The 15,995-nt window shown below is 66.6% G+C and carries 17 protein-coding genes; 9 read left to right on the forward strand and 8 right to left on the reverse strand.

Annotated features, from left to right (window positions below; translation table 11 throughout):
* Window positions 1-6: 6 nt before the first annotated feature.
* On the reverse strand, window positions 7-2,679 hold the full coding sequence (gene acnA, locus QOL68_RS08495) for an aconitate hydratase AcnA (RefSeq protein WP_282948922.1): 2,673 nt from the start codon (window positions 2,677-2,679) through the stop codon (window positions 7-9).
* Window positions 2,680-3,004: 325 nt separating this feature from the next.
* Between acnA and QOL68_RS08500 the strand changes: the two genes are divergently transcribed.
* The 8 genes from QOL68_RS08500 to QOL68_RS08535 all read left to right on the forward strand — a co-directional run bounded on the left by QOL68_RS08500 (window position 3,005) and on the right by QOL68_RS08535 (window position 6,956).
* Window positions 3,005-3,292: an AbrB/MazE/SpoVT family DNA-binding domain-containing protein gene (locus QOL68_RS08500; protein WP_282948920.1), complete on the forward strand. Its 288-nt coding sequence runs from the start codon at window positions 3,005-3,007 to the stop codon at window positions 3,290-3,292.
* Window positions 3,289-3,672 carry a type II toxin-antitoxin system VapC family toxin gene (locus tag QOL68_RS08505; protein ID WP_282948918.1) on the forward strand — a complete coding sequence of 128 codons (384 nt, stop codon included), beginning with the start codon at window positions 3,289-3,291 and terminating at the stop codon, window positions 3,670-3,672. Before QOL68_RS08500 ends, QOL68_RS08505 begins: the two co-directional genes overlap by 4 nt.
* Window positions 3,672-4,004 carry a helix-turn-helix transcriptional regulator gene (locus QOL68_RS08510; protein ID WP_282948915.1) on the forward strand — a complete coding sequence of 111 codons (333 nt, stop codon included), beginning with the start codon at window positions 3,672-3,674 and terminating at the stop codon, window positions 4,002-4,004. Before QOL68_RS08505 ends, QOL68_RS08510 begins: the two co-directional genes overlap by 1 nt.
* A 139-nt stretch (window positions 4,005-4,143) precedes the next feature.
* On the forward strand, window positions 4,144-4,488 hold the full coding sequence (locus QOL68_RS08515) for an ArsR/SmtB family transcription factor (protein ID WP_282948913.1): 345 nt from the start codon (window positions 4,144-4,146) through the stop codon (window positions 4,486-4,488).
* Entirely contained in the window at window positions 4,485-4,940 is a 456-nt protein-coding gene (locus QOL68_RS08520; RefSeq protein WP_282948911.1) for an ArsI/CadI family heavy metal resistance metalloenzyme, read from the forward strand. The genes QOL68_RS08515 and QOL68_RS08520 overlap by 4 nt, the downstream gene beginning before the upstream one ends.
* Complete coding sequence (locus QOL68_RS08525) at window positions 4,937-5,446, forward strand: arsenate reductase ArsC (RefSeq protein ID WP_282948909.1); 510 nt, start codon at window positions 4,937-4,939, stop codon at window positions 5,444-5,446. Before QOL68_RS08520 ends, QOL68_RS08525 begins: the two co-directional genes overlap by 4 nt.
* Entirely contained in the window at window positions 5,439-6,110 is a 672-nt protein-coding gene (locus QOL68_RS08530) for an aquaporin (RefSeq protein WP_282948907.1), read from the forward strand. The genes QOL68_RS08525 and QOL68_RS08530 overlap by 8 nt, the downstream gene beginning before the upstream one ends.
* Window positions 6,111-6,323: 213 nt before the next feature.
* Window positions 6,324-6,956: a hypothetical protein gene (locus QOL68_RS08535; RefSeq protein ID WP_282948905.1), complete on the forward strand. Its 633-nt coding sequence runs from the start codon at window positions 6,324-6,326 to the stop codon at window positions 6,954-6,956.
* Between the two features lie 124 nt (window positions 6,957-7,080).
* On the opposite strand, the gene QOL68_RS08540 is transcribed toward QOL68_RS08535, so the two are convergent.
* The 7 genes from QOL68_RS08540 to queF form a co-directional block, all read right to left on the reverse strand.
* Entirely contained in the window at window positions 7,081-7,794 is a 714-nt protein-coding gene (locus QOL68_RS08540; RefSeq protein WP_282948903.1) for a PEPxxWA-CTERM sorting domain-containing protein, read from the reverse strand.
* Between the two features lie 245 nt (window positions 7,795-8,039).
* The gene (locus tag QOL68_RS08545; protein ID WP_282948901.1) at window positions 8,040-9,812 is read right to left on the reverse strand and encodes a class I adenylate-forming enzyme family protein; all 1,773 of its coding nucleotides are present in this window, start codon (window positions 9,810-9,812) and stop codon (window positions 8,040-8,042) included.
* A 732-nt stretch (window positions 9,813-10,544) separates the two neighbouring features.
* A complete protein-coding gene (locus QOL68_RS08550; RefSeq protein WP_282948899.1) occupies window positions 10,545-12,086 on the reverse strand; it encodes an ArnT family glycosyltransferase in 1,542 nt (513 codons plus the stop codon).
* Window positions 12,083-12,478 carry a GtrA family protein gene (locus QOL68_RS08555; protein WP_283404291.1) on the reverse strand — a complete coding sequence of 132 codons (396 nt, stop codon included), beginning with the start codon at window positions 12,476-12,478 and terminating at the stop codon, window positions 12,083-12,085. Before QOL68_RS08555 ends, QOL68_RS08550 begins: the two co-directional genes overlap by 4 nt.
* Complete coding sequence (locus tag QOL68_RS08560; RefSeq protein WP_282948895.1) at window positions 12,468-13,502, reverse strand: glycosyltransferase family 2 protein; 1,035 nt, start codon at window positions 13,500-13,502, stop codon at window positions 12,468-12,470. The genes QOL68_RS08555 and QOL68_RS08560 overlap by 11 nt, the downstream gene beginning before the upstream one ends.
* Window positions 13,503-13,570: 68 nt before the next feature.
* Window positions 13,571-13,981 carry an acyl-CoA thioesterase gene (locus QOL68_RS08565; protein ID WP_282948893.1) on the reverse strand — a complete coding sequence of 137 codons (411 nt, stop codon included), beginning with the start codon at window positions 13,979-13,981 and terminating at the stop codon, window positions 13,571-13,573.
* Window positions 13,982-14,050: 69 nt separating this feature from the next.
* Complete coding sequence (gene queF, locus QOL68_RS08570) at window positions 14,051-14,521, reverse strand: preQ(1) synthase (protein WP_156416524.1); 471 nt, start codon at window positions 14,519-14,521, stop codon at window positions 14,051-14,053.
* A gap of 119 nt (window positions 14,522-14,640) precedes the next feature.
* Between queF and QOL68_RS08575 the strand changes: the two genes are divergently transcribed.
* Entirely contained in the window at window positions 14,641-15,993 is a 1,353-nt protein-coding gene (locus tag QOL68_RS08575) for a hypothetical protein (protein WP_282948890.1), read from the forward strand.
* The last annotated feature ends 2 nt before the right edge of the window (window positions 15,994-15,995 follow it).

Genomic DNA, 15,995 nt, shown 5'->3' on the forward strand with positions numbered 1-15,995 from the left:
GCCGCGTCAGGCCGCGAGCTTGCGCAGCACATAATGCAGGATGCCGCCGTTCATATAATATTCGACCTCGTTCGCCGTATCGATGCGGCAGAGCGTGTCGAAGGCGAAGGTCGAGCCGTCGGCGCGGGTGACGTTGACGGTGACCGTCTGGCGCGGCTTCAGCTCCGCGACGCCGGTGATCGTGAACTGGTCGTCGCCGGTCAGGCCCAGCGTCTCGCGGCTCTGGCCGTCGAGGAACTGCAGCGGCAGCACGCCCATCCCGACGAGGTTCGAGCGGTGGATGCGCTCGAAGCTCTCGACGATCACCGCGCGGACGCCGAGCAGGTTCGTGCCCTTCGCCGCCCAGTCGCGCGACGATCCGGTGCCATATTCCTTGCCGGCGATGACCACCAAGGGCGTGCCGTCGGCCTTGTGGCGCATCGCGGCGTCGTAGATCGGCATGACCTCCTGGCCGTAGCGCGACATGCCGCCCTCAATGCCGGGGACCATTTCGTTTTTGATGCGGATGTTGGCGAAGGTGCCGCGCATCATGACGTCGTGGTGGCCGCGGCGGGCGCCGTAGCTGTTGAAGTCGGCCTTGCTAACCTGATGTTCCATAAGCCATTTTCCGGCCGGCGAGTCCGCCTTGATCGAACCGGCGGGGCTGATGTGGTCGGTGGTGATGCTGTCGCCGAGGATCGCGAGCGGTTTCGCGTTCACGATGTCGCTGACCGGCGCCGGGGTCATCGTCATGCCCTCGAAGTAGGGCGGGTTGGCGACATAGGTCGAGCCGGCGCGCCACTGATAGGTGTCGCTGCCCTCGACCTCGATCTTCTGCCAGTGCGCGTCGCCCTGGTACACATGCGCGTAGCGCGCCTCGAACATGTCGCGGCTGACCGCGCCCGCGACCACATCGGCGACTTCCTGGTTGGTCGGCCAGATGTCCTTGAGGAACACGTCGCCCCCCGACTGGTCCTGCCCGATCGGGGTGGTGGTGAAATCCTCGATCACCGTGCCCTTGAGTGCGTAAGCGACGACGAGCGGCGGCGAGGCGAGGAAGTTCGCGCGCACGTCGGGCGACACGCGGCCTTCGAAGTTGCGGTTGCCCGAGATCACCGCCGCGGCGACGAGGCCATTTTCGTTGATCGCCTTCGAAATCGGCTCGGCGAGCGGACCCGAATTGCCGATGCAGGTCGTGCAGCCATAGCCGACGAGGTTGAAGCCGATATTGTCGAGATGCTTCTGCAGCCCGGCCTTTTCCAGATAGTCGGTGACGACCTGCGACCCCGGGGCGAGCGAGGTCTTGACCCACGGCTTGGGCTTGAGGCCCAGCGCGTCGGCCTTTTTCGCGACGAGCCCCGCGGCGACGAGCACGCCGGGGTTCGAGGTGTTGGTGCAGCTGGTGATCGCGGCGATGGTGACGTCGCCGTCGCCGATGTCGAAATCCTTGCCCTCGACCGGCACGCGCGTCTGCGCCTTTTTATAGGTGTTGACCATGTCGGCGTTGAACACGTCGTCGACCTCGGGAAGCGAGACGCGGTCCTGCGGACGCTTCGGCCCCGCGAGCGACGGCACGACGGTGGCGAGGTCGAGTTCGAGCGTGTCGGTGAACACGGGGTCCGCGGCGCCATCGACGATCCACAGCCCCTGCGCCTTGGCATAAGCCTCGACCAGCGCGATATTTTCTTCCGAGCGGCCGGTAAGGCGCATGTAATCGATCGTCTTGTCGTCGATGCCGAAGAAGCCGCAGGTCGCGCCATATTCGGGCGCCATGTTGGCGAGCGTCGCGCGGTCGGCAAGGCTCAGCGAAGCGAGGCCGGGGCCGAAATATTCGACGAAGCGGCCGACGACGCCCTTGGCGCGCAGCATCTGCGTCGCGGTGAGCACGAGGTCGGTCGCGGTGACGCCTTCCTTGAGCTGGCCGGTGAATTTGAAGCCGACGACTTCGGGGATCAGCATCGACACCGGCTGGCCGAGCATGGCCGCTTCCGCCTCGATCCCGCCGACGCCCCAGCCGAGCACGCCGAGGCCGTTGATCATCGTCGTGTGGCTGTCGGTGCCGACGCAGGTGTCGGGATAGGCGACGGCGGTGCCGTCGGCGTCTTCGCTCGACCACACCGCCTGCGCGATATGTTCGAGGTTGACCTGGTGGCAGATGCCGGTGCCCGGGGGCACCGCCTTGAAGTTCGACAGCGACTTCGACCCCCATTTCAGGAAGTCGTAGCGCTCGCCGTTGCGATAATATTCGATCTCGACATTCTGCTCGAACGCCTTCGGCGTGCCGAATTCGTCGACCATGACCGAGTGGTCGATGACGAGGTGGACGGGGACGAGCGGGTTGATCTTCGACGTGTCGCCGCCGAGCTTCGCGATCGCATCGCGCATCGCGGCGAGGTCGACGACGCACGGCACGCCGGTGAAATCCTGCAGCAGCACGCGCGCCGGGCGATACTGGATTTCGCGGTTCGAATGCGGATCCTTCTGCCAGTCGACGAGCGCCTGCACATCGTCGGTCGAGACGGTGAAGCCGCCATCCTCGAACCGCAGCAGGTTTTCGAGCAGCACCTTCATCGAGAAGGGCAGGCGCGACACGTCGCCGAGCTTCGCCGCGGCCTTGTCGAGCGAATAATAGGCGTAAGTCTTGCCGCCGACGCTCAGCGTCGAACGGGTGCCCAGCGTGTCGTTGCCCGTGGTCGTCATAGGATATCAGTCCCCATGTTGGCGCGGCGGGGAATGACTGTCCGGTGGCGGAGCGGGAGAGCGGGGCCAACGGGAGTCGCACGCGCGGTTTATGTTGGCGCCGCCTTACGCCGGGCCCAAGGAAATGCAAGGGGGTGGGGGGAAGATTGGCTCACGCGAAGGCGCGAAGGCGCGAAGGAAATTCGCCGTGTTCCCACGCTTCGTCACCCCGGACTTGATCCGGTGTCCATGCGACGGCGGTAGAGTGGATCCCGGATCAAGTCCGGGATGACGATAGTAGAGAGGTCGGCTTGTTTGCGGCCGCCTCTGATGCTATCTTACCGGTATGACCAAGGAAACCAGAGTCTCGGCCAAGGGGCAGGTCGTCATCCCGAAGGATGTTCGCGATCGGCTGCATTGGGACGTCGGCACTGTGCTGGAAGTCGTCGACGGCCCCGCGGGGGTAATGTTGCGCGCCAAACCCAAGGCGAACAAGATGCTGAGTTTCGACGAAGCGATGGCCAAAATGCGCAAGACCGTGAATTACAAGGGGCCGCGGATCAGCGACGAGGACGCCCATTCGGCGATCGACCGGATGTTTCGCGAGGACAAGAGCTGGGATCCGCCGACTTGAAGGCGGCCGATACCAATATCCTTGCCCGCTTCATGCTCGACGACGATCCGGTGCAGTCGCCTATCGCGCGCGATCTGGTGAAGGCGGGGGTTTTCGTGCCATTGACGGTGCTGCTTGAACTCGGGTGGCTGCTGCAATCACGTTACGGGTTGGAACGGGCGCATCTTGCCGCTTCGCTGCTGGACCTTTTCAATGTGCCGGGCGTCGTGCTGCACGATGACGGCGCGGTGCGGAGCGCCGTCGCGGCTTTTGCGAAGGGCGGCGATTTTGCCGACCATCTCCATCTGGTCGCGGCGAAGGGTGTCGAGGCATTCGTGACCTTCGACCGGCGCTTGGTGGCCAATAAAGGCATTGGGGTGCCGGTCGAGATCGTCGGTTGATGGTGACGATCCCTCGCGAAGAATATGACCGCCTCCGCCAAGCGGCCGACGATCTGGCCGACCTCAGCGCCTATAACGGCGCCAAGGCGGCGCTGGCGGCGGGCGAGGATGAGCTGGTGCCAGCCGACTATGCCAAGCGGCTGATCGCCGGTGAAAGCCCGCTGCGCGTCTGGCGCGAATTGCGCGGATTGTCGCAGGTGAAGCTGGGCGCGGTGTCGGGGGTCAACCGGGTGCAGATCGCCGACATCGAGGCCGGGCGCGGCAAGGGGTCGGTCGAGACGGTGCGCAAGCTGGCCGATGCGCTGGGGGTTCGGGTGGATGATTTGGTTTGAGGATGAAAACGCTTCAATTCCAGGCTGTCACGCCTTTGACCGGGAAAGCCGGAATCTTCATTTCCATATTTATCAAAATGACATTGACGGCCTGATCGCGATCTGACATTTCGATGTTATTCGAAATGAGGATTCGCAGATGAAAGCCGATGCTGCCGTCACCGCCTTGGGCGCTCTTGCACAGGACCATCGTCTCGCGCTGTTCCGTTTGCTGGTGCAAGCGGGCGAGGGCGGGCTTGCCGCGGGTATAATCGCGGAGAAACTGGGCGTTCCGAACAGTTCGCTATCCTTCCATCTTGCCCAGCTTCGTGAAGCCGGGCTGGTGCTGCAAGAGCGGCAGCATCGTTCGATCATCTATCGCGCCAATTATCCGGCGATGAATGCGCTGGTCGCGTACCTCATGGAAAATTGCTGTGCCGGTGCCGCCGATTGCGGCGCGGGCGCGGCGTGTGAAACCCCCACACAGGAAAGGAAAAGCGCATGAAGCGCCTGCATGTCCATGTCGGCGTCGAAAATCTCGACGCCTCGATCGGCTTCTATTCGACGATGTTCGGTGCCGAGCCGTCCGTCGTTAAAGAGGATTATGCCAAATGGATGCTCGACGACCCGCGGGTCAATTTCGCGATCTCGGCGGGCAATCATGCGCGGAAGGGGATCGAACATCTCGGCATTCAGGCTGAAAGCATCGAAGAACTTGGCGAGGTTTATGGCCGCTTGAAGGCTGCCGACGGGCCGGTTCTCGAAGAGGGGCGGACCACATGCTGCTATGCCAAGTCGGAGAAGAGCTGGATCGCCGATCCCGACGGCATTGTCTGGGAAGCCTTCTTCACCGATGGCGATGCGACGACCTATGGCGAGAGCCCTGCCCTCGACCAACTGGCCCGCCATGACGCAGGTTCGACCTGCTGCGTTCCCCAGTCGGTCGGCGCGGCATGACCCGGCCGTCCAACGTCCTCTTCCTCTGCACCGGCAATTCGGCGCGTTCGATCCTGTCCGAAGCCATATTGAACCGCGAAGGCGAGGGGCGCTTCCGGGCCTTTTCGGCGGGCAGCTTTCCGAAGGGCGAGGTGCATCCGGCCGCATTGGCGCTGCTTGGCGAACTTGGATATTCGACGGAGGGTTATCGATCGAAGAGCTGGGACGAGTTCGCGGCTTCCGATGCGCCGCCGCTCGATTTCATCTTCACCGTCTGCGACAATGCCGCCGGTGAGATGTGCCCGATATGGCCGGGCAAGCCGGTCACGGCGCATTGGGGCATCGAAGACCCGGCTGCCGTCGAAGGCGACGGGCAGCGCGAAGCCTTCTGGCAGGCCTATCTCGCTCTTAAACGGCGCATCGATTTGCTGCTCGCCCTGCCCCTCGCGAGCCTCGACGAATTGAGCCTCGCGGAACGGCTGCGAGCCATCGGCAAGACTGCCGACGAGGAGGCGGCGCTTGGCTGAGGTCGCGCCGCTCGGGCAGCGTATCGCGGCTGAGGGCGTTGGCGCGTTCTTCCTGTTCGCCTGCGTCATCGGGTCGGGGATCATGGCGCAGTCGCTGTCGGGCGGGAATGACGGCGTCGCCTTGCTCGCCAACACGATTGCGACCGGAGCGATGCTGTTCGTGCTGATTACGATGCTCGGTCCGATTTCGGGCGCGCATTTCAACCCGGCGGTGACGCTCGTCTTTATGCTGCGGCGCGAACTGAGTTGGTTCGATGCCGGCGCGTATGTCGCAGCCCAGCTTGCCTTCGGCGTCCTGGGCGCGTGGGTCGCGCATCTGATGTTCGACCTGCCGACGCTCCAGCTTTCGGTAAAAGCGAGAACCGGATTGGGGCAGTGGGTGGGCGAGTTCGTCGCCACTTTCGGCCTTGTGATGACGATCCTCGGGACGGTGAAATACAAGCCGCAGGCCGTGGCTGCGTCGGTCGGGCTGTATATCACCGCCGCCTATTGGTTCACGTCATCGACCAGTTTTGCAAATCCGGCGATCACCGTGGCGCGCAGTCTCTCTGACACCTTCGCGGGGATAGCGCCGCACGACGTGCCGATGTTCATTGCCGCGCAACTCGTTGGCGCGGTCAGTGCAACGATCGTCGGAAGCGCGCTCTTCCCGCCACAAAAATAGCTCTTTCCTACATTATCCAAATAGGTTCAAAGCCATTCCGATTCATTCCAATCTGATTCGGGAGATGGAGCTATGGGGCGTAAGGTGGCGCGGGGTTCGCGGGGGAAATCGGGGGTTTCAAGGGGCGGAAAAGCGGTGGCGTTGCGTCAGGGCGCTACCCCCACCCCAACCCCTCCCCACAAGGGGGAGGGGCTTAGGCGCGCCAATCCCCTGATGCCGGGGCTGCGCATTCGCGAGGATGGGTGGACGGTGGCGCGAACGCGGACGTTTCTGGCGGCGTTGTCGCAGACGGGGTGCGTCACCGATGCGGCGCGCGTGGCGGGGATCAGCCGCAAGTCGGTCAATCAGGCCCGCGCGCGCTTTGACGAATTCGACCGCGCCTGTTCGACCGCACTGGCGCGCGCGGGGCGGGGACTGAAGGCGATCGCCTATGAACGCGCCGTCGTGGGACGCGAGATGGTGATCATCCGGGACGGCAAGGAGGTCGAGCGGCGGATCATGCCGTCGGATTCGATGCTGGGGCTGCTGCTGAAACGCGGCGATCTGGGCGACGGGGAAGGCGGGGGTGGCGGCGCGGTACGGCCGCTCCACAAACGCTATGACGGCGACGCGACGATCAGCGCCGAGGAGCATATGGAGGGCTGGCGCTTCGACGGCGCCGGGATCAAATATTTCCACCCCGGCAGCGCGATCGACAAGCTGCTCACCAAGCTGACCGCGATGCGCGCGTCGGTGGCGGCCGAGGAAGCCGAGAGCGGCGCGTGCAGCCGCTGCGGCCAGCAGGCGGCGGACGAGGCGGTGCGCGAGCGGCTGGCGTCGTGCCGGGCCGCGGCCGACAGCCTGTAGCTCGCCCGCGCGGGCGGGGTTTTTTGTGTGAGTCGGCGGCGCCGCGGCCGCTTCTGCCCCCGCGCATGTGAAAACGCCGCCAGCCTTGCGGCCGGCGGCGTCTCAGTGGACAGGGTTGCTACCGTCAGGCGTAGCGGACGGCGACATTCTGTTTGCGGCGCCGCGCGCGCATCGCGCCGCCGACGAAGCCGAGGCCGAGGAGCATCATCGCCCAGGTCGCCGGTTCGGGAACCGCCGAGACGTCGAGGCGGACATTGTCGAGCAGCGGACCGATATTGTCGGCGCTGGTCGTTCCGAACGCCATCCTGATCGTGCCCGCGCCGGTCGCGATGAAGCTGATCGACGAGGTGGTGAAGGCGGTGCTGCCCGGGATCGACACCGAGGAGAAGATCGAGTTGGCGGTCGAGCCGAACCCGGTGCTCGTCAGGCCGGTGCCCGTCAGGCCGCTGACCTTCGACGGATCGAGGAACAGGATCGCCTGGAAATTATCGGCGACCGAGCCGCGCTGCGCGCCGCCGACGTCGAAGCTGAAGGTGACGAGGTCGCCCGCGTTGAACCCCAAGTTCAGGCTGGCATTCGAGGTGATCGTCGCCGGACCCGGGGTGCCGTCGAGGTCGATCACATTGCCCGATGCGGGCGGCGTGACACCGATCGAAAAGGCGTTAGGCGTCCCGACGACGTCGACCGAGACGCCGCTCGTGACCGTCCAGTTCGTGAGGTTCGTGACCGTCAGCGCCGGCGCGTCAGACTCGAAACCGTCGGTGAAAACCGTTGCGGCCGAAGCCGGAGTAGCCATGGTAATCGCGGCAGAGGCCGCAAGTGCGTAGATAAAACGCATGTGTGTTCCTCCCTTTTGATGCCGCGTGCGACTCGTGCGGACAGGGGAACGTAACAAAAATTAGGTCCACTGTTGACTAAATGATTCGATGAAAAGGGAAATTTGTTCCAGATCGAGACTCGCGGGCGCGAGCAGGCCAAGGACTCGCGGGGGTTTCGGGGCGAGCGTTACCCCTTTCGGGTTATCGTACCGAAGGGGTGAATGTTAAGTGCTTGTTATGCGCCCCGCCCGCGCCCGGCGCGCGGTCAGCCAGCGGCGGCCTGGCCGGCGGCGGGGCGGTCGTCGAAGAGCGCCTTCAGGTCCTTCTTCAATATCTTGCCGTTCGCGTTGCGCGGCAGCGTGCCTTCGGTGAAGCGGATCGCGACGGGCACCTTGAACGCGGCGAGCCGCGCGCGCACCCACGCCTGGAGCTCGGCCTCGCTCGCGCTGGTGCCGGGGGCGAGGTGGACGACCGCGGCGGGCTCCTCGCCCAGCGTGCGGTGGGGCAGGCCGATCACCGCGGCGTCCATGACCGCGGGATGCTCGTAGAGGCGGTTCTCGACCTCCGACGAATAGATATTCTCGCCGCCGCGCAGCACCATGTCCTTCGCGCGGTCGACGATGTAGACAAAGCCCTCGGCGTCGAGGCGCGCGAGGTCGCCGGTGCGGACCCAGCCGTCGACGAAGGTTTCGGCGCTCGCCTGCGGCTTGTTCCAATAGCCGGTGACGATCATCGGGCCGCGCGCCCAGAGCTCGCCGACCGTCCCGGTGGGGAGCGGGGTGACGCCGTCGTCGGCGCGGATCTCGAGGTCGGCGACGGGGACCGGCGGGCCGGCACTGGTCGGGCGACCCAGATAATCCTCGGCCGAGTGCGAGGTGACCGTCGCCATCGTCTCGGTCATCCCCCAGCCGTTGCCGGGGAGCGCGCCGAACTCCTCGTAGATGCGCTTGACGAGCTCGGGCGCCGATGGGGCGCCGCCGTAGGAAATCGCCTCCAGCGAAGAGAGGTCGTACTGCGCGCGGTCGGGATGCTCGATGAGTTGCCACGCGATCGTCGGGACGCCGCCCGTGACGTTGACGCGCTCGCGCTCGATGATCTGCATCGCCTGCACCGCGTCCCACTTGCGCATGAAGATCATCGTATGGCCCGCCGCCATGCTGCCCATCAGGGTCGCCGAGCAGGCGGTGACGTGGAACAGCGGGATCACGGTCAGGATCGTGCGCGGCGCGGGGTCGGGGACCGGCTCGCCGCGGCGGACGAAATTGCGCGCCGCCGCGAAGGCGCCCGACAGGATGTTGGTGGTAAGGTTGCGGTGCGTGCCGAGCGCACCCTTCGGATGGCCGGTGGTGCCGCTGGTGTAGAAGATCGTCGCGGGATCGTCGGCGGCGAGGGGGGCTTGCGGGCGCTCGCCAGCGGCAAGCGCGGCCCAGTCGGCGGGGCGGCCGATGAGGGTTTCGAGTGCGGTCGCGCCCTCGATCGCTGCCTGCGCGCGGGTGACGATCCATTCGCCGACATCGGGCAGGTCGGCGCGGTGCGCGGCGAGGCGATCATGGCGTTCGGCATCGACGATCACGATGCGCGCGCCCGAATCCCTGATGCCGTAGGTCAGCTCGTCGCCGGTCCACCAGGCGTTGAGCGGCACCGCGATCGCGCCGATCGAGACGATCGCGAAGAAGATCACCGGCCATTCGGGCAGGTTGCGCGTCGCGAAGGCGATGCGGTCGCCCTTGCCGACGCCGCGGTCGACGAAGGCCTGCGCGAGCGCGGCGGTGGCACGATACTGCGCCTCGAAGCTCACACGCTCGCCCTCGAGGATCGTCGCGAGGCGATCGCCGTGAGTGCGCGAGAGGTCGAGCAGCACGCCGAGGTCGGCGGGCGCGTGCTTCCAGACGCGTGTCGGGATGCCGCGGATCGTCGCCATATCCATTTCGAACTTGCTGCCGGGCGCGGTGAGCGCGGCGGTCGCGTCGGCGAGCGAGACTCTGGGCCAGGCGGGATCGATCGCAACGAGGGGCTGGTCGCTTATAGTATCCGTCATGCGGCGCTCTCTCCATGCGCTATGAGTGTCTGTCGCCCCACGCGTCGCCTTCGACGTAAGTTTGATTGGGGATGCACGCAAGGGGAGGGGGACGGACGGACATACTCGCGATCGGGCCGATGACGCGCGGCGATTTGTGGGACGTCGTCGCGGTGCCCGACATCCGCATCCAGATGAGCGCGCTCGCGCGGCGACTGGTCAAAGCGCACTGGGGGGCGAGGGGCTTTAGGGGGGGCGGCAATGTCCGTAAACGACCGATTGCGGACCTCCTCGGCTAGATGTAATTTCGCTCGACTTGGAGGGCACTATGAGTCCGGGTTATTTGCTTGCATTCGCTTTTTTACGTCAACGACTGACCAAAGCGTCATAGACCTGTTGATGCGGGAACGCGAAGTGCCGCAGGATCTATACTATCTAGCGCAACGACCGAGCGGGATCATGTTCTGTGATAAGCGGCTAAAGGCCCGACAAACCCGCAGGTTCGAGGAAAGATACGGCCTCCGGCTCAAGAAGGTGATCGCAGCTAAGATAGCAAAGGATGGCTTCGGATGGGCACCCGACGACATCGTTGTGCTGCCTTGCGAAGTCACAACGAAACAGGCAGCTGACAAGTTGCTTTTGAACTTCGACATTGAACTCCGTCGGTTCGAGGCGCGCTACGGCCTAAGTAGTGAAGTCCGCTAACCACCCCAAAGCCGCCCTTCAGGTCCGCGTGGAATTCGTGCGGCTGCCCTAATCCGGCGAGCCCGCATCCTCGCTCGGGATGCGGTAGAGATAAGCGGGCTCGGTCGGGTGGCGGAGTTTCTGCCAGATGGCGGCGGGGAGCAGGTGGTCGGTGCCCGTTGCCTCGAACAGCCGCGCGAGGTGGCTTGGCGCGGCCTGATATTCGCTGACCAGGTGCCAGCCGGGTTGCGGGCGGTAGAGCGGCGCGACATCGGCGGCGATATGGCCGGCAGGTTTTGCGGCGCGCAGGGGGTTGTAATAATAGAGGCTGCCCGGTGCCGGGGGGGCGGTGTCGACGCGGGCGGCCGCGTCCGCCCAGCGGAGCGGGATCTGCGCGCGGAAGGCGGTTTCGGGGTCGGTGCCGATGCGCTCGCCCGGATGGTCGGCGAGCGCGGCGACGAGCGTTTCGTCGCCGAAGGCGGGGTCGCGGTTCTCGACCGCGATGCCGACAAGGTTCGTCCCCGCGAGCAGCGCGAGCCCGCCGAGCGCCGCCCAGCGCGTGCGCGCGCTGCCCTGCTGCCACAGCCAGCCGAGCGCGGTGCCCGCGAGCAGGCACGCCATCGTCGAGGTGATCATGAAATAGCGCGGGTTGAGCGGCAGCAGATGCTGCGCGGCGCCGACGCAGACGAACCAGCAGCCGCCGAAGAGCGCGATCTGGCGCGCGAAGTGGCGCAGCCTTTGCGGGATCGACCGCGACAGGCAGAGCCACGCGCCGAGCGGCAGTGCGAACAGCATCAGCGCCATGAATTCCTGGTTGAGCAGCAGGACGAGCAGCGGATCGACGAGCGGGTGGACGATGACGTTGCCCGCAAGGTCGATCGACCGGTCGATCGTCGAATCATGGTGGAGCGCGATGTTGAAGCGGTAGAGCGGGTCGCCGGTCATGATACCGAGATAGACAAGCTCGAGCGCCCAGACCGCGACGAAGCCCGCGGCGATCCAGAGATAATTCCAGCGGCCGATGCGGTGGCCGGCGAGGAAGAGCAGGCCGAAATAGACAGCGACGAACACCGCGGTCTCGCGCGTCAGGAAGGCGAGGCCCGCGAGGATGCCGGCGCCGATCAGCTTGCGCTTGTCCGCCACACCCGTCTCGAGGCAGCGGAAGCAGAGCAGCCATGCGGCGAAGAGCAGCGCCATCTCGATGATATCGACGCTGGCGATCGACGCCTGCACCGCGATCAGCGGATTGGTGACGACCGCGACGAGCGCGGCGAAGGCGGGAAGCGGCCCCGCGACGTCGCGCGTCACGCGCCAGGCGAGGATGAGGAAGAGGATCAGGTAGAGCAGCGAGGGCAGCACCATTGCGACCTCGTTCCCGCCGAGGATCAGGAAGGAGGCGGCCATCGGCACGGTGATCGGATAGCGGATCGTGCCATGCCCGCCGACATAGGGGAAATGCTCGATCCAGCCATAGGCGCCGCGCGCATAGGTGGTGTCGTCCGACGCGATGAAGCCGACCCACGACAGCGCCACGAGCAGCGCGAAGAGCGCAAGGCCGATCCAGAGCCCGCGGCGGCCGGGGGTGACGAGCGAGGCAAGGCGGTCGGTCATAAGGGACGATAGACCCAGAGGCGCGAGAGGAGGAAGGCGGTGCCCACGACGACGATGTCGACGCCGAGCTTGGCGAGATAGGCGTTCGCGCCGAGCACGAGGATCGCGAACCAGAGCAGCGCCGAGGAGAGCAGCAGGTTGAAACCGAGCACCGCGAGATAGGCGGCGACCTGGCGCGCGGCGCCGTCGCGCTGCGCCCAGCGGAAGGTGACATGGCGGTGCAGCACGAAGCCGAGCGCGGCGCCGGTGAGCTTGCCGCAGAGGTTCGCGGCGAGGAACTGGCCGGGGAACAGCGCGAGCAGCAGCGAATAGACGCCGAAGTCGGCGGCGAGCACGACGAGGCCGACGAGGCCGTAACGCGCGCCCTGTGCGATCAGCCCGTTACCGGTCATCGGCTGCGCGATCATCGGCAAACAGGTCGGCGAGGGTCAGCGTCGGCTGGATCGGCACCTTGGGCTCGTTCGCCATGTCGAAGGCGAGGAAGTTCAGGAGCAGCTGGACGCCGAGGATGATCGGCAGCACCGCGATCATCACCGTCCCCGTGCTTGCGATCTCGCCGGTGCTGACCGAGCGATACCATTCGGCGGCGCCGTAGATGGTGCCGAAGAGGAGGAAGATCGCGCCGATCAGCAGCTGCAGCGTGGCGGGCGAGAAGTCGCGGAGAAAATAGGTGTAGAAGATGCGCTTCACCACCTCGCGCAGATGGGTGCGCAGAAAGGGCCAGAGTTCGTTTCGGATGCGAAGGTTGCTGACCTCGTCGGCATAGACCGCCTCCATCGGCACGTCGGCGACGACCGCGCGCGCGTTGCCGAGGTTGATCAGCATGTCGGTCTCGAAGAAATAGCGTTCGGAGACATTCGCGAACTCGATCCGTTCGAGCGCCGCGGCGTGGATCGCGGTATAGCCGTTGGTCGGATCGAAAATGCCCCAATAACCGCTCGACAGCTTGGTCATGAACGACAGCGCGGCGTTGCCGTAGAGGCGGACGCGCGGCATCCGGCGGACGTTCCAGAGGCTGTGGAAGCGGTTGCCCTTCGCATAGTCGGCCTGCCGCGCGAGGACGGGGCGCGCGATGTGCGGGATCAGCGCGGGGTCCATCTGGCCGTCGCCGTCGACCTTGACGATGATGTCGGCGCCGGCGTCGAGCGCGGCGCGATAGCCCGTCATCATCGCGCCGCCGACGCCGCGGTTGACCTCGTGCCGCAGCACGCGGACACGGGGGTCGCGGCACTGCTCGCCGACGTAGGCGCCCGATCCGTCGGGGCAGGCGTCGTCGACGACGAAGATCATCGCGACTTCGGGCCCGATGCGCGCGATCACGTCGAGGATATGCGCCTTCACGCGGTAGCTGGGGATCACGACCGCCAGCGTCTGTTCGAGCCGCACGCGGCCGGGAAGGCGGATCGGAGTCTGCATCGCGGCTTCATAGCCGGGAAATGTAAAAATATCCTGTTTTGATACAGGCCGGTAAGCGGGTGCGGACCCTATAGCTTCTCGCCCGGGAAGAAGCGCGCGACCACGTCGCTCGCGAGGCGGGCGGGTCGCAGGGTTTCGGCGTCGATGCAGCACCAGCTCGACTTCACCTCGGCCAACACTTCCTCGCCGCGCCGGATCACCGTTTCGTAAAAGGCGCGCGCGCCCTGCACCTTTTCGAGGATCACCGTCGCGATGACCTGATCTTCGAGGAAGGCGGGGCGACGGTAGGTGATCTCGTGCTTCAGCGCGACCCAGAGGTGCGCGGCGACCGCGTCGGGCGGGGCGATCTTGCGCCAGTGCGACAGCACCGCCTCCTGCACCCAGCTCAGATAATGGGCGTTGTTGACGTGCCCCATGAAGTCGATCTGGTCGGCGCCGACGGCGATGGCGTGGTCGTGCGGAAGTGCGGTGCTGCTCATAACGCTGACACTAATGTCAACAATCTGTGACGGAAAGATGAAATCCGACGGAAACTGTCACACGTTATGCTAACCCCGCCCGCGATATGGCGCGACGCCCTGGTCGGGGAGCCACAGGCCCGCAGGCGGCGGGCCCGACTGCCAGAAGACGTCGATCGGGATGCCGCCGCGCGGATACCAGTAACCGCCGATGCGCAGCCATTGCGGCTGCATTTCGTCGAAGAGGCGGCGGCCGATGCCGACGGTGCAATCCTCGTGGAAACCGGCATGGTTGCGGAAAGCGCCGAGAAAGAGCTTGAGGCTCTTCGATTCGACGATCGTCTCGCCGGGCGCATAGTCGATGACGAGGTGCGCGAAATCGGGCTGGCCGGTCACCGGGCAGAGCGAGGTAAACTCGGGCGCGGCGAAGCGGACGAGATAGAGTTCGCCGCGGCGCGGATTGGGGACATAGTCGAGCACCGCGGCCTCTGGCGAGGCAGGCAGTTCGCTGGACTGGCCGAGATGTTTGGGCGCGAGTGGCGCAGGGGTAGAATCGGACATGGAAACCATCTAGGGACGCGCGCGGCCGATGTCATCCGCCGGGGTGACGTCGCGGCCGGGTTCAGGGCCGATTCAGCGCCCCGGCCCGAGGACATGTTTCGGGATTGCGGACGATTTCAATGACGGTGCGGACGATCGGGCGGAGGAACGACAGGGCGCGGTTGCCGCTGATCGCGGTGGCGATGGCGCTCGCGATGCCCGCGGCCGCGCAGGAGACGCAAAGCCCGGCGCCGACCCCCGCGCCCGCGCCCCCTTCGACCTTTCGCCTGCCGCCCGCGGGCGACGGCCGCACGCCGGGCGTGCAGGGCCCCTCCGACGGCGCGCTGCCCCCGCTCGCGCCCGGCGAGCGCGGTGGCCCGCCGACGCCGGCGCCCACCCCGGCGCCCACCCCTGCACCGACTCCGGCGCCCGCGCCGACCGCGCCGCCGTCGGTGGTGACGACGCGGCCCGCCTCGACGACCACGACGCCGGCACCGGCCGCGACGACGCGGCGCGATGCGCCCGCAGCAGCGGCATCGCCGAACACGGCCAGCGCGGCGCCCGCTGCTGCGGCAGCTGCGCCCGCGGCGGCGGCGGGTGCCGGCGACACCGCCCCGGCGCCGGGCTTTTCGGCCGACCCGACCCTTCCCGCGCCCGTCGCGCCCGCGCCCGAAACCGCAGCCGTTGGCGCGCCAGCGGGGAGCAGTGACGGTCCGCCGGTCTGGGCCTGGCTGCTCGCCGGGCTCGCGGCCGCAGGCGCCGGTCTGTGGTACTGGCGGCGCCGTCCGCTGGTCGCGGGCGAGCTGCCGGTCGATCTCGACGAGCCGATCGCGCCGCCGCCGCCTGAGCCGAAGCCGCAACCGCTGGCGCGCGCCGCCGAACCCGCCGCGCGGCCGGTGCCGGCGGCGGCGCCTGCGGTTGCCGCTCCCCGCCCTCCCGCCGCCGCCTCGCCGCTGGTGACGCGCCCCGTCGCCGAGCGCCGCGCGCGCGTGTCGATGGCGCTCGAGGTGCGCGGGATCCGCATGACGAGCGACCAGCTGATCGTCGCGCTGACGCTGAACCTCGTCAACGAAGGCGCGGTCGCGGCGACCGGGCTGATGGTCCGCGTCGCGCTCAACCAGGGGTCGGCGATGCCCGAACCCGTGCTCGCGCGCTTCTATGACGGCGCGGGCGGCAGCGTGCTGCGCGACGACATCCATCTTGCGGCGGGCGCGGGCGAGCAGATCGGCACCGAGGTCATGCTGCCGCGCGCGATGATCGAGCCGCTGATGATCGGCGGCAAGCCGATGCTGATTCCCGTCCTGGCGTTCGACGTCACCTATCATTGGGACGGCGAGGGCGACGCCTTTGGCCAGTGCGCGGGCAGCTTCGTCCTCGGCCGCGAGCAGGGGACGAGCGGGAGCGAGCGGCTGGCGCCGCTGCCGCTCGACCGCCCGAACCTGATCGTCAACCGGCCGGGCGCGCGCACGACCGCGGTCCGCCGCGACCAATAAAG

The sequence above is a fragment of the Sphingopyxis sp. Geo25 genome, from assembly GCF_949769135.1.
Taxonomy (GTDB): domain Bacteria; phylum Pseudomonadota; class Alphaproteobacteria; order Sphingomonadales; family Sphingomonadaceae; genus Sphingopyxis.

Excerpts from the sequence above, each read along its gene's own strand:
- acnA (WP_282948922.1), bottom strand. The coding sequence starts at position 2,679 with ATGACGACCACGGGCAACGACACGCTGGGCACCCGTTCGACGCTGAGC.
- QOL68_RS08500 (WP_282948920.1), top strand. The coding sequence starts at position 3,005 with ATGACCAAGGAAACCAGAGTCTCGGCCAAGGGGCAGGTCGTCATCCCG.
- QOL68_RS08510 (WP_282948915.1), top strand. The coding sequence starts at position 3,672 with ATGGTGACGATCCCTCGCGAAGAATATGACCGCCTCCGCCAAGCGGCC.
- QOL68_RS08515 (WP_282948913.1), top strand. The coding sequence starts at position 4,144 with ATGAAAGCCGATGCTGCCGTCACCGCCTTGGGCGCTCTTGCACAGGAC.
- QOL68_RS08520 (WP_282948911.1), top strand. The coding sequence starts at position 4,485 with ATGAAGCGCCTGCATGTCCATGTCGGCGTCGAAAATCTCGACGCCTCG.
- QOL68_RS08525 (WP_282948909.1), top strand. The coding sequence starts at position 4,937 with ATGACCCGGCCGTCCAACGTCCTCTTCCTCTGCACCGGCAATTCGGCG.
- QOL68_RS08535 (WP_282948905.1), top strand. The coding sequence starts at position 6,324 with ATGCCGGGGCTGCGCATTCGCGAGGATGGGTGGACGGTGGCGCGAACG.
- QOL68_RS08540 (WP_282948903.1), bottom strand. The coding sequence starts at position 7,794 with ATGCGTTTTATCTACGCACTTGCGGCCTCTGCCGCGATTACCATGGCT.
- QOL68_RS08545 (WP_282948901.1), bottom strand. The coding sequence starts at position 9,812 with ATGACGGATACTATAAGCGACCAGCCCCTCGTTGCGATCGATCCCGCC.
- QOL68_RS08550 (WP_282948899.1), bottom strand. The coding sequence starts at position 12,086 with ATGACCGACCGCCTTGCCTCGCTCGTCACCCCCGGCCGCCGCGGGCTC.
- QOL68_RS08555 (WP_283404291.1), bottom strand. The coding sequence starts at position 12,478 with ATGACCGGTAACGGGCTGATCGCACAGGGCGCGCGTTACGGCCTCGTC.
- QOL68_RS08560 (WP_282948895.1), bottom strand. The coding sequence starts at position 13,502 with ATGCAGACTCCGATCCGCCTTCCCGGCCGCGTGCGGCTCGAACAGACG.
- QOL68_RS08565 (WP_282948893.1), bottom strand. The coding sequence starts at position 13,981 with ATGAGCAGCACCGCACTTCCGCACGACCACGCCATCGCCGTCGGCGCC.
- queF (WP_156416524.1), bottom strand. The coding sequence starts at position 14,521 with ATGTCCGATTCTACCCCTGCGCCACTCGCGCCCAAACATCTCGGCCAG.
- QOL68_RS08575 (WP_282948890.1), top strand. The coding sequence starts at position 14,641 with ATGACGGTGCGGACGATCGGGCGGAGGAACGACAGGGCGCGGTTGCCG.